General features: G+C 53.4%; 15 protein-coding genes. 1 reads left to right on the top strand and 14 read right to left on the bottom strand.

Annotated features, from left to right (window positions below; translation table 11 throughout):
• Positions 1-58: 58 nt before the first annotated feature.
• From SJY10_RS04235 to katG, 6 genes are all read right to left on the bottom strand, one after another.
• Positions 59-1,153, bottom strand: coding sequence for an ABC transporter ATP-binding protein (locus SJY10_RS04235; RefSeq protein ID WP_386679813.1), 1,095 nt, complete (start codon positions 1,151-1,153; stop codon positions 59-61).
• A gap of 12 nt (positions 1,154-1,165) precedes the next feature.
• Entirely contained in the window at positions 1,166-2,320 is a 1,155-nt protein-coding gene (locus SJY10_RS04230) for an ABC transporter permease subunit (RefSeq protein ID WP_386679812.1), read from the bottom strand.
• A gap of 11 nt (positions 2,321-2,331) precedes the next feature.
• Positions 2,332-3,309, bottom strand: coding sequence for a carbohydrate ABC transporter permease (locus SJY10_RS04225; RefSeq protein ID WP_386679811.1), 978 nt, complete (start codon positions 3,307-3,309; stop codon positions 2,332-2,334).
• Positions 3,310-3,399: 90 nt separating this feature from the next.
• Positions 3,400-4,761, bottom strand: coding sequence for an ABC transporter substrate-binding protein (locus SJY10_RS04220; protein ID WP_386679810.1), 1,362 nt, complete (start codon positions 4,759-4,761; stop codon positions 3,400-3,402).
• Positions 4,762-4,843: 82 nt separating this feature from the next.
• Positions 4,844-5,860, bottom strand: a complete 1,017-nt coding sequence (locus tag SJY10_RS04215; protein WP_386679809.1) for a LacI family DNA-binding transcriptional regulator — start codon at positions 5,858-5,860, stop codon at positions 4,844-4,846.
• A 117-nt stretch (positions 5,861-5,977) separates the two neighbouring features.
• A complete protein-coding gene (katG, locus tag SJY10_RS04210; protein ID WP_386679808.1) occupies positions 5,978-8,185 on the bottom strand; it encodes a catalase/peroxidase HPI in 2,208 nt (735 codons plus the stop codon).
• Between the two features lie 114 nt (positions 8,186-8,299).
• Between katG and SJY10_RS04205 the strand changes: the two genes are divergently transcribed.
• Positions 8,300-9,220: a LysR substrate-binding domain-containing protein gene (locus SJY10_RS04205; RefSeq protein ID WP_386679807.1), complete on the top strand. Its 921-nt coding sequence runs from the start codon at positions 8,300-8,302 to the stop codon at positions 9,218-9,220.
• Here the strand turns inward: SJY10_RS04205 and SJY10_RS04200 are convergent.
• Genes SJY10_RS04200 through SJY10_RS04165 form a run of 8 tightly spaced genes read right to left on the bottom strand, consistent with a single transcriptional unit; the run spans position 9,217 to position 14,480 of the window.
• Positions 9,217-9,522, bottom strand: a complete 306-nt coding sequence (locus SJY10_RS04200) for a hypothetical protein (protein ID WP_386679806.1) — start codon at positions 9,520-9,522, stop codon at positions 9,217-9,219. The genes SJY10_RS04205 and SJY10_RS04200 overlap by 4 nt on opposite strands.
• A gap of 20 nt (positions 9,523-9,542) precedes the next feature.
• Complete coding sequence (locus SJY10_RS04195) at positions 9,543-9,929, bottom strand: response regulator (RefSeq protein WP_386679805.1); 387 nt, start codon at positions 9,927-9,929, stop codon at positions 9,543-9,545.
• A 28-nt stretch (positions 9,930-9,957) separates the two neighbouring features.
• Positions 9,958-10,818 carry a CheR family methyltransferase gene (locus SJY10_RS04190; protein ID WP_386679804.1) on the bottom strand — a complete coding sequence of 287 codons (861 nt, stop codon included), beginning with the start codon at positions 10,816-10,818 and terminating at the stop codon, positions 9,958-9,960.
• Positions 10,818-11,285, bottom strand: coding sequence for a chemotaxis protein CheW (locus SJY10_RS04185; protein ID WP_386679803.1), 468 nt, complete (start codon positions 11,283-11,285; stop codon positions 10,818-10,820). Before SJY10_RS04185 ends, SJY10_RS04190 begins: the two co-directional genes overlap by 1 nt.
• Before the next feature lie 3 nt (positions 11,286-11,288).
• The gene (locus SJY10_RS04180; protein ID WP_386679802.1) at positions 11,289-13,442 is read right to left on the bottom strand and encodes a chemotaxis protein CheA; all 2,154 of its coding nucleotides are present in this window, start codon (positions 13,440-13,442) and stop codon (positions 11,289-11,291) included.
• A gap of 7 nt (positions 13,443-13,449) precedes the next feature.
• A complete protein-coding gene (locus SJY10_RS04175) occupies positions 13,450-13,818 on the bottom strand; it encodes a response regulator (protein ID WP_386679801.1) in 369 nt (122 codons plus the stop codon).
• Positions 13,815-14,090: a hypothetical protein gene (locus SJY10_RS04170; RefSeq protein ID WP_386679800.1), complete on the bottom strand. Its 276-nt coding sequence runs from the start codon at positions 14,088-14,090 to the stop codon at positions 13,815-13,817. Before SJY10_RS04170 ends, SJY10_RS04175 begins: the two co-directional genes overlap by 4 nt.
• A gap of 9 nt (positions 14,091-14,099) precedes the next feature.
• On the bottom strand, positions 14,100-14,480 hold the full coding sequence (locus SJY10_RS04165; RefSeq protein ID WP_386679798.1) for a chemotaxis protein CheD: 381 nt from the start codon (positions 14,478-14,480) through the stop codon (positions 14,100-14,102).
• Positions 14,481-14,620: the final 140 nt, after the last annotated feature.

Below are 14,620 nucleotides of genomic sequence, written 5' to 3'. Positions count from 1 at the left end.
AGCACGGGACAGGCGCGGCGGGGAGGTCCGATTTTTCGCCGAAAAATCGGCGACGTTCCTAGCGGTAATGCAAGGACTGACCGTTATGAAAAATCTGCACCTTGTCCGGCTCTGCCGTCATGCGAACGAATGTGCCGCGTAAATCCTTGTGGATGCCGGGCAGTTTACCGATGATGGCATCGTTGTCGCCGACACGGTCAAAGTAAAGCAGCGTCACTTCGCCAAGGGCTTCGGTGATGTTGACCTTGCCTTCGAATATATAGGGTGCGCCGTCTTGCACAGCGGTCAGATCCTCGGGGCGGACGCCGACATTGACCTTGAGCCCCTTGTCGGCAGCTTGGGTTTCGACTGCAGCGATGGCCGTGCCGCCGCCTGCCAGCTTGACCATGGTGCGCGGGCCGGTTTCGACGATTTCGCCAGCAAGCAGGTTCATGGCGGGGCTGCCGATGAACTGGGCGACAAATTCGTTTTCGGGGCGCTCGTACAGTTCCAGCGGCGTGCCGACCTGCGCGATGCCTTTGTTGGCCAGCACGACAATGCGAGAGGCCAGCGTCATCGCCTCTACCTGGTCGTGGGTGACGTAGATCATCGTGCTTTCGGGCATGGTTTCCTTGAGCTGCGCGATCTCGATCCGGGTGGCGACGCGCAGGGCGGCGTCAAGGTTCGACAGCGGTTCGTCAAACAGGTAAACCTTGGGGTCGCGCACGATGGACCGGCCGATGGCAACGCGCTGACGCTGACCGCCGGACAGCGCCTTTGGCAGGCGGTCAAGATAGGGTTCGAGTTGCAGGATACGCGCCGCCTTGGTGACGGCGGCGTCGATTTCCTCTTTACTCTTTTTTGCCAGTTTCAGTGCGAAGGTCATGTTGTCGCGCACGGTCATATGGGGGTAAAGCGCATAACTTTGGAACACCATCGCGATGCCCCGCTGTGCGGGCGGAATATCGTTGACGACGCGCCCGTCGATTTGCAGCTCGCCCTGCGTGATCCGTTCCAGCCCTGCGATCATGCGCAAAAGCGTGGATTTACCGCAACCGGAGGGGCCGACAAAGACGATCAACTCTCCAGTTTCGATATCAAGGTTGATATTTTTCAATACGTCGATCGTGCCGCCATAGGTCTTGCCGACGTTCGTCAATTTAAGGGTAGCCATGGCAAGAGTTCCTTATTTCACGGACCCGGCCAGCAGGCCGCGGACGAGGTAGCGTTGCAAAGAGAAGAAGACGAGCAGCGGCACGGCAATCGACACGAAAGCGGCAGAGGCGAGGATACCCCAGTCACCCCCACGCGAGCCGAGCAAATCATCAGCAATTTTGACGGTCATGACCTTTGTCGCTTCGCCACTGGGTAAAAAGACCTTGGCGACAAGCAGATCATTCCAAGTCCACAGAAACTGAAAGATCGCAAACGCGGCAAGCGCCGGAAAGGACAGCGGCAAGACAATCTTTGTGAAGATCTGGAAATCAGTGCCGCCATCGACACGGGCGGATTCGATAATGTCGCGCGGCAGACCAATCATGTAGTTGCGCAAAAGATAAACGGCGAGTGGTTGACCGAATGCTGAATGCGCCAGCCATATCCCAAGGAAACTTTGCCCGATGCCAACCTGGTTGTGCAGTTGCAACATCGGCACCAGCGCCAGCTGCAGCGGCACCACCAGCAGGCCAATGATCGCGGCGATGATCCATGACCGGCCCGCGAAATCCATCCACGCAAGGGCATAGGCCGCAAAGGCCGCCATCAGGATCGGGATGATCGTAGCCGGAATTGTCACGGTCAGCGTATTGATAAAGGCCTGCCCCATGCCACCCGCCGTAATGACGGTTTCATAGTTTGACCACGTAAATTTAGGCGGAGTCTTGGCCTGAATATAGTAGCGCGGACCGCGGTTACCGGGGTCCTCTGTTACCGTAAAACTATAGGTGCCGTTCGCATTGATGGTCAGCGCCTCTCCGTCTCCGAGATCGGCGGTGGTTCCGGCGCTGTATTCACCTGGGTTGTTGCCACGGGTACCAAAGGCGCTGATCGTGGCGGGACCATTGGGGAAATTGGGTGCCACCTCTGGGTCGTCAAACACATTGCCGGTCAGGATATAAAGGGCACCGTCCTGCGTAACGGATTCTGTACCCCCCCTGCCCCGGAACGTCTGTTCAGTGGAAAAGGGCGCGCGCCACCAGCCGGTGGCGGAAATCGCGTCACGGTCGCGAAAGGACGACACTAGCAGGCCGACGGTCGGGATCAGCCACAGCACCACCAGCACCGCGACGGTCAGGTTGGCCGCAACCGCAAGGCCGGTTTTCTTGCCGACGATATTGTCCATGTCAGCCTCCCCTATCGCATTTCTTTGCGCGCCTGAATGATGTTCTGGATCATCACCGGCGTCACAATCAGCATGATGACGATCGCCACGGCCGTGGCGCGCCCGTCATCGCGGAACATGAATTGCATCATGTAGCTAGGCAAAATCTGCGTGTTAAAGTTGCCGCCCGTCATGGCGTAAACGATATCGAAAACTTTCAGCACGAGGATGGTCGTCGTCGTCCAGACCACGACGATGGTGCCGGTCACTTGCGGCACCTGAATTTTCATAAAGATCTGAAACGGATTGGCACCGTCAATGATCGCAGCCTCGATCGTTTCTTCGGGGATGCCGCGCAGTGCGGCAGAAAGGATCACCATTGCGAAACCGGTCTGCACCCAGATCAGGATGGCCATCAAAAAGAAGTTATTCCAGAATGCCAGCTGCAGCACGTCCAAGGGGTTCAACCCCATAGCGGCGCGGATCGCATTGATAATGCCAAGGTTCGGGTCAATGGCGTAGACGAATTTCCAGATGAGCGACGCCCCGACAAAGGAAATGGCCATCGGCATAAAAATGATCGATTTGGCGATATTGCCCCAAACCAGCTTGTCCGTCAGCTGGGCGATCACCAGCCCCAGGAATGTCGAAACGGCCGGCACAAACAGTGCCCACAGAACATTGTTTACAAAAGCGGTCCGGAAATCGCCCGACGCCATCAAGGAGGTATAATTGCCAAGGCCGATGAACTGGTCGCCGGAACGGTTGTAAAGCGACCGGATGAAAGAGCCGATGACCGGGTAAACCAGATATAGCGACAGCGCGACAATCGTCGGGGCAAGGAACAGCCATGGCCGGATCAGATTGGCGCGGTTAATATTGCGCGATGCGTTCGGACCCTTTGCCGGAAACAGCACCTTGTCCAGCAACATGTTCGACAGCACGAAGTAGGCAAAGATGCCTCCGACGCCGATAAGGATCGTCAAAAGCCCTTGAAAGACCGGATTCACGCGCGCCCCCTTCTAAGGTTGCAAAACACAAGGCGGGCCAGGCCCGCGAGTGAGATGCGCCGGACCCAAAGGGCCGGCGCAAATGTCGTTTTACTGGATTGCGTCCCAGCGGGCCTGCACTTCGTCAGCGACCTGCTGCGCGGGTTTGCCCGTGGTGTAATCAACCATGCCCGTCCAGAAGGCATTCGTGCCAATTTCACCAGGCATCAGGTCCGATCCGTCAAAGCGGAACGAAGTCGCCGTTGTCAGGATCTCGCCCAAGGCGCGCTGCACATCAGAGGTATAGATATCCAGGTTTGCATCCTTATGGGGCGACAAGAACTGACCCTGCGCCATCATGATTTCATGCGCGATGGGGGTGCCCAGAAACTCCAGGAAACCCTTGGTCACATCGCGGTCATTGGTGACAGAAGCCAAACCGCCGGAGCCAAGAACCGGACGGCCCAAGGCCTCTTCCGAGGCGAATGGCGGGAAGTAAAAGAATTCGACGTCCGTTCCCGCCTCTACACCTTCGGGAAAGAAGATCGGGATGAACGATGCCTGCTTGTGCATGTAGCACTTAGGCGGAAAGTCGAACATGCCGTCGGGGCTGTCGCGAAAATCGGTGCTGGCCGCAGCAGATTGGCCGCCGTCAACGAAACCTTCGGTCAGGGCATACTTGCCGTATTGCTCGATCGCGTTCACGACGATGGGATCGTTGAATTTCAGATCATTGCTGACCCAGCGGTCATAATCTTCAAGCGAGGCCGTGCGCAGCATCATATCCTCGACCCAGTCCGTGGCGGGCCAGCCGGTTGCAGCGCCTGACCCCAGACCGACGCACCAGGGGGTGCCACCATCTGCGACAATCTGCTCGGACAAGGCGAACAGGTCTTCTTGGGTTTCGGGAATCTCGTATCCCGCTTCTTCGAACTGCTCTGGCACGTACCAGACCAGCGACTTGACGTCGGTCCCGAAGAACAGGCCGAAAACATTATCGCTGCCGTCCGAACCCGCAAAGGTCGCAAGCTGTTTCCAGCTGTCACCGGCAGCGTAATTCGTGGTCATGAAATCGGTCATAACATCATCGACCGGCACCAACGCACCCTTAGAAGCTAGATCCTTGGCCAAACCGGGCTGCGGAAACAAGGCAACGTCAGGCAGACCGCCGGCTTGGGACGCGATGACGATATCCTGCTCAAAGGATTCAGAACCGGAATATTCCACCTCTGCCCCGGTCGCATCCATGAAATAGGCGTAAAGGTTGCGGTAACGCTGTGCATCGTCGCCGGTAGTCGCACCGGTGACCATCAATTTTTCGCCGATATAGTCATGGCTTTCGGCGAAGGCATCCAAGGCGGCCCAGCTAAAATCGCCTTCGCCCTTTGGAAACATCAGGTCTTGCGCCGAAGCGGCGCTGGCGGAAACGGCTAACAGCGCAACAACGCTGACGCCGGAAAATGTGCGGATCATTGGTGGTCTCCTCCCAGAGTAGGTCTTGTTCGGACATCCGAAACGTTTCGGAATAAGGTCTAACACAGGCCGATCTGTCAACTCAAATTGGCTGTGTCGCGCTGCCTTTATCGAAGGTTAGGTCAAGTATACGGTTGTGCATAGGCATTTCTGTCGCGGTAATGATCTGCTTTAAGTCAGCTGACAGGCTGCGCCATGCCGCACCCAGATGGGCCGACGTGCCCCCCAAAGGCGGCAAGAATCCATCCGCCGGGAAAAGTTCCAACCCGTCATCATGGGCAAGAACAGACAAATCTTGCGGAATTCGAACACCCGTATCGGCAGCGGCGCGATAAACTCCGCGCGCAATCATCGTATTGCATGCAATGATGGCCGTAGGCGGATCAGGCCGGTCCAGTAAATCGCGTGCGACCGCGCGGCCTTGCGGTTCAATCATGGGAATACTGCGCATAAGCGCAGGATCAATCTTGTGGCCAAAGGCGGCAAAGGCGGCCTCTACCCCGCGCTGGCGCTGAATGGCGAAATATTCGCCCAAGGGGCCATTCAGAAAGGCAATGCGGTGATGCCCCAGCGACAACAGATGCTCTGCCATCCTGCGACCAACTTCAAAATTATCAATATCGACAAAGGGATGCGCCTGTTCAGGATCGCGGCCGTGAACGATGAAGGGGGCACCAAGGTCGGTCAGGCATTTGATCCGGGGGTCCGCCGGCGACGGGCCAATGATCACGAAACCATCAATGCCGCCGCTGCGATAGAGGTCGGTATGCAGTTTGACCACATCATCGCCCGGCTGGGCAACATGCAGGACAAATTGCAGGCCAAGCGCTGATATTTCAGCTGACAGTCCCATAACGATTTCGAACAAATGCGCGTTAAAATCCGGATCGCGCGACCCGGCGACGATCATGGCCACAATGCCCGAACGCCCCGTTTTCAAACTGCGCGCAACAGCGTTCGGACGATAGCCCAAACGCGCGGCGGCAAGCCGGACGCGTTCACGTGTGTCGGCGTTTACATCCGCGTGCCCGCCCAGGGCGCGGCTGACCTGTGTAATCGACAGGCCAACGTCACGGCTGATATCTTTAAGTGTCACCATAGGCCGCAGCTTGGCGGAAAGTGGCGGGGTCTTGCAAGTGCTGCAAGCCGGACCCTGAACAAGTCTTGGGCAAATTAGGAGCGCCGCGGCCCCAATGCAGGGCCGCGGCGCAGTCGTTTACTTTACGTCGAAACGATCAAGGTCCATCACCTTGGCCCAGGCCGCAACGAAAGCATCAACAAAACGATGCTCTGCCGCATCGCCGGCATAGGTTTCGGCTAGACCGCGCAACTGGCTGTTGGAGCCAAAGATCAGGTCCGTCTGGGTCGCAGTCCAGCGCAATTCCTTGGTCTTGCGATCACGACCTTCGAACATGCGATCATCTTCGTCGACAGCACGCCATTCGGTTGCCATCGACAGCAGGTTGTCGAAGAAGTCGTTCGTCAAAACACCGGGACGATCTGTGAATACACCATGGTTGGATCCGTCCGCGTTGGTTCCAAGCACGCGCATCCCGCCGATCAGCGCCGTCATTTCAGCTGCCGTCAATGTCAGCAACTGCGCCTTGTCGATCAGCAATTCAGCCGGTGATACGGTGTAGTCGGCCCGCTGGTAGTTTCGGAAACCATCGGACGCAGGCTGCAGCATGTCGACGGATTCGATATCCGTCTGCTCTTGCGTCGCATCAGTGCGACCCGGCGTGAACGGCACTGTCACATCGTGACCCGCATCTTTTGCCGCCTTTTCGACCGCAACAACGCCGCCCAGCACAATGACATCAGCCAAGCTGACACGCTTGCCACCTGTCTGGCTGTCGTTGAAGCCGCGCACCACGTCACGCAGGATGCGCAGGACGTCATCCAACTGGGCAGGGTTGTTCACCTCCCAATCTTTCATCGGGGACAGCTGGATGCGCGCGCCATTGGCACCGCCACGCTTGTCACTGCCGCGGAAAGTGCTGGCGCTGGCCCAAGCGGTGCTGACCAACTGGCTGACTGACAGTCCGGTTTTCAGGATCGCAGATTTCAACGTCGCCACATCCGCAGCGTCGATCAGATCGTAATCACGGGCAGGGATCGGGTCTTGCCAGATCAGTTCTTCCTGCGGAACCCACGGCCCAAGGTAACGATCAACCGGACCCATATCACGATGGGTCAGCTTGAACCACGCCCGGGCGAAAGCATCGGCGAACTGGTCGGGGTTTTCGTGGAAACGCTTGCTGATCTCGAGGTAGATCGGGTCCTGCTTCAGGGCCAGATCAGAGGTGAACATCATCGGCGCATGGCGCTTGTTCGGATCATGCGCGTCAGGGACCAGATCATCAGCATCCCGGGTCGTCGGACGCCACTGGTGCGCGCCGGCAGGGCTCTTGGTCAGTTCCCAGTCGAAACCGAAAAGCATATCGAAATATGCGTTGTCCCATGTAGTCGGCTTGGGCGTCCAGGCCCCTTCCAATCCGCTGGTAATGGCATGAACGCCGACGCCCGATTCAAATGTGCTGGTCCAGCCAAAGCCTTGTTCGGCGATGGTTGCGCCCTCGGGCTCTACCCCAACATGAGCCGCGTCGCCCGCGCCGTGCGCCTTACCAAAGGTATGACCACCCGCGATCAAAGCGACGGTTTCTTCGTCGTTCATCGCCATGCGGCCAAAAGTGTCACGAATATCGCGCGCCGAGGCGAGCGGATCCGGATTGCCGTTCGGACCTTCCGGGTTGACGTAGATCAGGCCCATCTGCACTGCGGCCAGCGGGTTTTCCAGCAAACGGTCGCCAGAATAGCGCTTGTCGTCCAGCCAGGTGTCTTCAGCACCCCAATAGATATCTTCTTCAGGTTCCCAGTTGTCGACACGGCCGCCTGCGAAACCAAAGGCGGGCAAGCCCATATCTTCGATGGCGGTGGTACCGGCGAGGATCATCAGGTCGCCCCAGCTGATCGCGTTGCCGTATTTCTGCTTGATCGGCCACAACAGGCGGCGCGCCTTGTCAAGGTTGCCGTTGTCTGGCCAGCTGTTAAGGGGCGCAAACCGCTGCGTGCCAGAGGAAGAACCGCCGCGACCGTCCGCCGTGCGATAGGTACCTGCTGCGTGCCACGCCATGCGGACAAAGAACGGGCCATAGTGACCGTAGTCGGCAGGCCACCAATCCTGACTGTCCGTCATCAACGCCAACAAGTCTGCTTTCAGCGCATCCAGATCGAGCGTTGCGAAGGCAGCAGCGTAATCGAAATCCGGGCCAAGCGGGTTGGAGCCGGGCAGGTTCTGGCTCAAAATTTTCAGGTTCAGCTGGTTCGGCCACCAGTCACGGTTCGAACGCGCGCTATTTGTCGTATTGGGGCGGGCGTGACCCATCGGGCAACCGCCGCCAGTTCCTGTCGTACTTCCATCCATTTTTAGGCTCCTTACAGCATTCTTGTCGTGTAATCTGATTTTGTGACGCCTTTTTAACCGGCAATTGTAATTAGAGGAACTTGTATCTTCTGATTATTGCAATAAGTTTAGCTTATGAAACATATAACGCTAAAACACTTGCGCTATGCCTGTGCCGTCGCCGATCAGGGTCACTTCGGACGCGCAGCGGATGTACAGTCTGTCAGTCAACCTGCGCTTTCTATGCAGATCAAGGATCTGGAGGAGCGGCTTGGGCAACCTTTGTTTGAACGCGGCCCCCGTACGGTTCGCCCGACATCGTTTGGCGATGAATTTTTGCAACGGGCGCGCACCATTCTACAGTCAGTCGATGATCTTGGCGACCTTGCGAAGGTTTCGAAGGACGGCATGATACGGCGATTGCGGCTTGGTGTGATTCCAACGGTTGCGCCCTATCTGTTACCTCGGCTGATTGCTGATTTGACTGAACTTTATCCCGGATTGGATCTGCAGGTTCGCGAAAGCGTGACGCCACGACTAATTGCCGAACTTGGCGAAGGGCAGCTGGATGCCGCGATTGTCGCACTGCCTGTATCAGAACCATCCTTGACCGAAGTTCCCCTGATGGCCGAGAAGTTTGTCCTAATTCGCCCGCGATCAGATGACGCCAAACCAGTGCCGGATGCCGGGCAATTACGGCAAATGCGACTGTTGCTCTTGGAAGAGGGCCATTGTTTTCGCGATCAAGCGCTTGCGTTTTGTGATACTGGCTCCTCTCGACCGCGGGAATGGCTGGACGGATCCGCCTTGACCACACTTGTCCAGATGGTTGGCGCAGGGATTGGTGTTACACTGATACCAGACATGGCCGTAGCGCTTGAAACACGCAATGCGCCCGTCAGCATTGCGCGATTTTCACAGCCCTGCCCTTCGCGGACTATCGGGATGGTATGGCGGCGCAGCACGCCCATGGCCAAACAATTGTTTCAAATTAGCGCCAAGATTCGAACGACGGCACTGACGCTGCATGGCGCAACACCCGTCGACCCCACCTAAAACACGCAAACCTCCCCTCCATCTATGTCTGAAATATCTGATATCCTTCCATCCAAGCGGTCTGCAATCGCACGAAGTGTCATGACCTGCCTTGCAATATCAGGGCGCACAGCAAAAGAATCGAGATGGGGCGCTAGCGCCTGCGTAAACCGACTTAGGTCAACGAGGGTCTGAGCAAGCAGATCAAGTTGCTGGATAACTCGAAGATCGAGATTCTGCCCCATAACGCCATGGTCCATCGTCTCCTCGATCAACGCTGCCAGATCAGAGGCCCGCGACAGTTCGGCAGAGAGGCGGACCATGATATCGCTTGCCTGCACTTTCAAAGAGGACCAACCACGGCTTCAATACATTTCCGCATTTGTTGGGTATTGAATGGTTTCGCGATAAAATTGTTCATGCCGAGCTTGCGCCCTGTTGCGACGATAGTATCATCCAGGCGGCCACTGACGAGAATGAAACCAATACGCTGTGTGCTGCGATTAGTGCGCAGCCCATGCAAAAGCTGCAAGCCATCCAGCCCAGGCATGTTGTAATCAGAGATCACAAGATGAACAGGGCGGGCAGCCAAGGCAGTCAACGCAGACTGGCCGTCACCTTTAAAATCGACATTCTTAATGCCAATTTCATCCAGCGCCATGGTAATTAGACCGCGACTTGTCGACATATCATCTACGACCATAATCGATAAAGTTGATTTAAGAGACATCAGATTTCCATATCAAAATGTGCAAATGCTAAACCCGACGAAATGTTGTACGGTCCACAAGGACAACTTTCTTAGAAAGCTCAGACGGCAACCTCTCTGAGTGACCAATAAATAGAACCCCTTCCGGTGCCAACTGATCGAAGAGTCCGGTAAAAATATGTTCTTGAACAACATCATCCATGTAAATCGCCACGTTACGGCACATAATGACATGAAACGGACCTTTAGTCGGCCACGGCTCCATAAAATTAAGATACCGGACGGATACTAATTTACGTATTGCATCGGGCATCGTCACAGTATCATCGCTTGGACTAGCATCCTGCAACATAAGCGATCGGATCGCTGCTGGCACCGAGGCAAGCTTTTCGCGTGAATACCTTGCCTCTTTCGCTGCAGCCAAAGCATCAATACTTATATCGGTTGCAAGTATTCGTACATCAGCAAGCACAATCTCTGGCCAGTGATATAATAACGTCGCCGCAAGGCTGTAAACTTCTTCACCACTCGAACAACCGGCAGACCACAGACGAACTCGCCCCCCTACCCCCGCAATTCTCTTAAGATCATTGATTACATGCTCAGCTAAGTAATCAAAATGATATTCCTCGCGGAAAAAATGTGTCGTATTTGTCGTAAGAGATGAGATCATCTTCGCTCGATCCAGCTCGTTTGCAGGATCTTCAACCCAGCTGACATATTCGCGAAATGAAGAAATTTTCAATTTACGCAAATGTTTAATCAGCCGTGAAACTACGAGTGAGTTGTTGCCAGGCGGAAGGATAATACCCGTCTCTTGCCGTAATATGCTCGCTATCGCGCAAAAATTGACATCATCACATGCAAGCGCGACTTCGGCCCCGGGGTAGAATGGAGTACTAAATGTCATTAAATAACCGACTCTGGCATTGAAGGCAATAACGCACCAATATCAATTAGTCGAAGCATTCGATCCTCCAACGCAATAACCCCACGAATAAAAGCTTGCGTCACTTGGGACGTTACATCAGGTGTCGGTTGTATCGCACTGGGTGCGACACCGATAATATCAGACACTGAATCAACCAGAAGTCCCACCGTCTGCTCATTGACGACTGCAATGACGATCACATGCCTGTCCCCTAAAACAGCATTTTCGAAACCCAACCTGCAAGCTAAGTCAACGATTGGAACGATCGCCCCCCTAAGGTTAATCACACCTAAGACATAATTTGGCGCGTGAGGCAAAACGGTAGCTGGAGTCCAACCTCTAATTTCGCGGACATGTATAATATCTAAACAAAAATCCTGCTCAACGACGCGAAACGTCACAAGTTCTCGTTCTTCCCCAGATACCACCCTTTCTAAATCTGACATAATCTATACATCCATCAAATTAGAACAACCGGGAAACTGCCAAATAGTATCAACGCACTTTACCGCCTCCTCGGGATCTACGATTAAAGCCACCTTACCATCGCCTAGTATCGTTGCGGCTGCCACACCTGCAATATGGCCGTAGTTGCTTTCAAGCCCCTTAATTACCACCTGCCTTTGATCGTGAATTGAATCGACCGCAAGTGCCCACATTTTCTCATGATCGCCCTCAACTAGTATATAGACCAAATCATTACAGCCCCTTTCAGTGGCCCTAAATCTAAAAATCTGCCCCAAATCAATCACTGGAACAAATTTCCCTCTTACCGCAAGAACATTCATGCCATCCGTAAGCCTATGCAGATCCTTCGCTCCCGGCCTTATCGTCTCAACGATAGTCGTAATTGGGATGACCATCGTCTGCCCGCCAACATCGACAACCATGCCATCTAAAACTGCTAGTGTTAACGGAAGGCTAATTGACATCGTAGTACCAATGCCAGGCTCTGATATAATATTTATTCTTCCGCCAAGCTTCTGTATAGAAGCCCTAACAACATCCATGCCAACACCACGGCCTGATAAATTAGTCACCACAGACGCAGTCGAAAATCCAGGCATGAATAATAACATATCAATCTCTGAATCTGATAAAATTGCATCATGTGGGACAAGCCCTCTGTCCATTGCAATCTTAAGAACGCGCGGCCTATTTATACCAGCACCATTATCCGATATATCGATAAGCACCCGACCTGAACGATGGGCCGCTCTTAGTGTAACGATGCCGAAATCCGGTTTTCCGGCAGCGACCCGCTCGGCCTCGGATTCCAGACCATGATCGACGGCGTTCCGAATAATATGGGTCAAGGGGTCCACGAGGCTTTCAATAACCGTCTTATCTACTTCAGTTGACTCGCCCTCTGTAATAAATTTCACGTTCTTACCGGCGATATCAGCAGCTTCTCTCGTAATACGCGCCATACGTTGAAACAGTGGCTTGACGGATTGAGCACGAATAGCCATGACACCCTCTTGAATCTCTCGCGCAAGCGCCATAAACCCATCAAGGCTAGATGATAGCGCAGTTGTCATGGGAATGTCGGCTGCCGATATGCTTTGGGTGAGTACCGCTTGATTAATAACGAGCTCACCGACTACGTTAATAAGACGGTCAACATGATCTAAGTCCACTCGGACCGTTGCCTTAGCCGGCGTTGGCGACGCCTTCATCGCACGGTCAATAACAGGACCAGCACCTTCCCCAATGGGCGTAGAGCGCAATGAAACAGGCGTTTCAGAAATAATTGTTCCATTAGCGGCACCTCTAGGGCAACAGCTGATTTCCTCAGGTGCAGAAGGCGAAATGCTCATCAGCGGCAAATTTACAATTGATAGATGACACAAGCCCGTGACGAAATCGAAGACATCCCATATAGCCGACTCCGGCTGATCTGTGTTAATAATTACCTTCCAGCTCAACTCGCAATCGTAACCATCAAGACCTTCGATATTTGAAACTAAGGATGAATCTACGAACACAGCCACTTCACCAAGAACGCTCAACTCTCGAAGTAGATAGAGAGGCTCATGACCGTTCTCAAAAAGTTTTGGAAATGGAGTAAAATCCACTTCATATTGCGAATTTGCAAAACAGGCGCGTTGATCTATAGGCGCTGGCTCAAAACTTAAAGGCACAGGCGCATAGGCCAACGAACATTCATCGGTACAAACAAACGATTCCTTTTGATCGGCCTTCGCAGATTTTACCGACGATAGCCTTGATACAATATGCGCTAAAGAATCGACCGCCACCACGCTACCGTCGCGACATGCAGAAACCAATTCAACAAGTTGATCGGCAGCACGAAAACAAACTTCGAGCACGTCAATATCTAAAGTAACGCGTAAAGCGCGCAATTCATCGAGCGTAGTTTCAAATTGATGCGCGAATTTCACCAAGTCATCTAAACCGAATGCCGCAGCTCCACCTTTTATCGAATGGACTGAGCGGAAAACTAAATTAATAGCCTCGACATCGATAGCCTGCTCCTCATCAAGACAACCCCTTAAAGTCTCCAACCCATCATCTAGGGCTTCAAGAAAATCATCGCACTCTTGAAAAAACGTTTGACGGATATCATCAAGTGTTGTCATAGCATTCTCAATTCGGAGATATACGGCGTATTGCGTTGACCAGTTTCACGTCATCGAATGGTTTAACAATCCATCCAGTTGCTCCAATTTTTTTAGCTCGATCCTTTAGGTCTTGGGCGCTTTCGGTTGTTAATACTAATATTGGCAATGCACGAAATCCTTTAGATGATCTAATATGTTCAATCACCTCAAACCCATCCATTCTTGGCATATTTATATCTGTGATTACTATATTTGGGCTTACACGTTCAAGAATATCCACTCCCTCCCGGCCATCGCTTGCCAGTTGCACGTCGAAACCAGCCGTTTGCAGCGAAAACCGAAGCATTTCGCGAATGGTCCTAGAATCATCTATTGCAAGGATTTTTCTACTCATAGTGTTTCGTCTTTCTTTTCAAATAATTCGGTTAATCCGAGAATTTTAAGATCATTGCTTACAGCTTCAAATCCTTGCAATGCGATATAATGCCCATCGTTGCGCCATGTTTTTATCGAGGATATAATTATGGATGCACAGATCGCCCCAATCATCTGGGTGCCTGACGCGTCGAGTATTAAGCCCCCTCCCTTGCCCCCTTGGATATCAGCCAAAACCGAAGCCGCAGCTAAAGTATCGAGATTTTTTGGTAACTTAACTGTGCGCAACACTTTAAGACCCTAGAATAGAATGACATCACTATAAGGAGCTAGCAAAACATTAGAAAATACCGGCACCTCGGTATTCTCGACGTATTTTTGCTGCGCCTTACCGTTCGTCGGATTGAACTTTATACGCCGTGCCCGAACACCGAGGAGACTATGTGAGACCAAATTAAAACCCTCATCATAGACGAATTTTAAAGCGAATTCGGCATTCTGAGTTCCAATATGCGAGAACGCGCTCTGCATCATAGCTCCTCCAAACAATTTCACTTGAAGGCGCCCTCGCACGCCCCCCCGCTTCAAAATATCGTTAATTAGCAGCTCCATAGCATGCGATCCATATCGATGCCCATCAGTGCCGACATGCCCTCCATGAGCCAATAGAAAGTGGTTCATTCCCCCAACCTTTACGACTGGATCCCACATACAGGCAGAAACACATGAGCCAAGTATCGTTGCGAGCACAATCGCAGGATCAGAGGAAACAAAATGAGATCCCTGGATCACATGATGGGTAGATTTTTCGTTTTTGATAC

The organism is Loktanella sp. R86503, assembly GCF_042466455.1.
GTDB lineage: Bacteria > Pseudomonadota > Alphaproteobacteria > Rhodobacterales > Rhodobacteraceae > Loktanella.
This window is presented reverse-complemented; position numbering and strand designations above follow the sequence as displayed.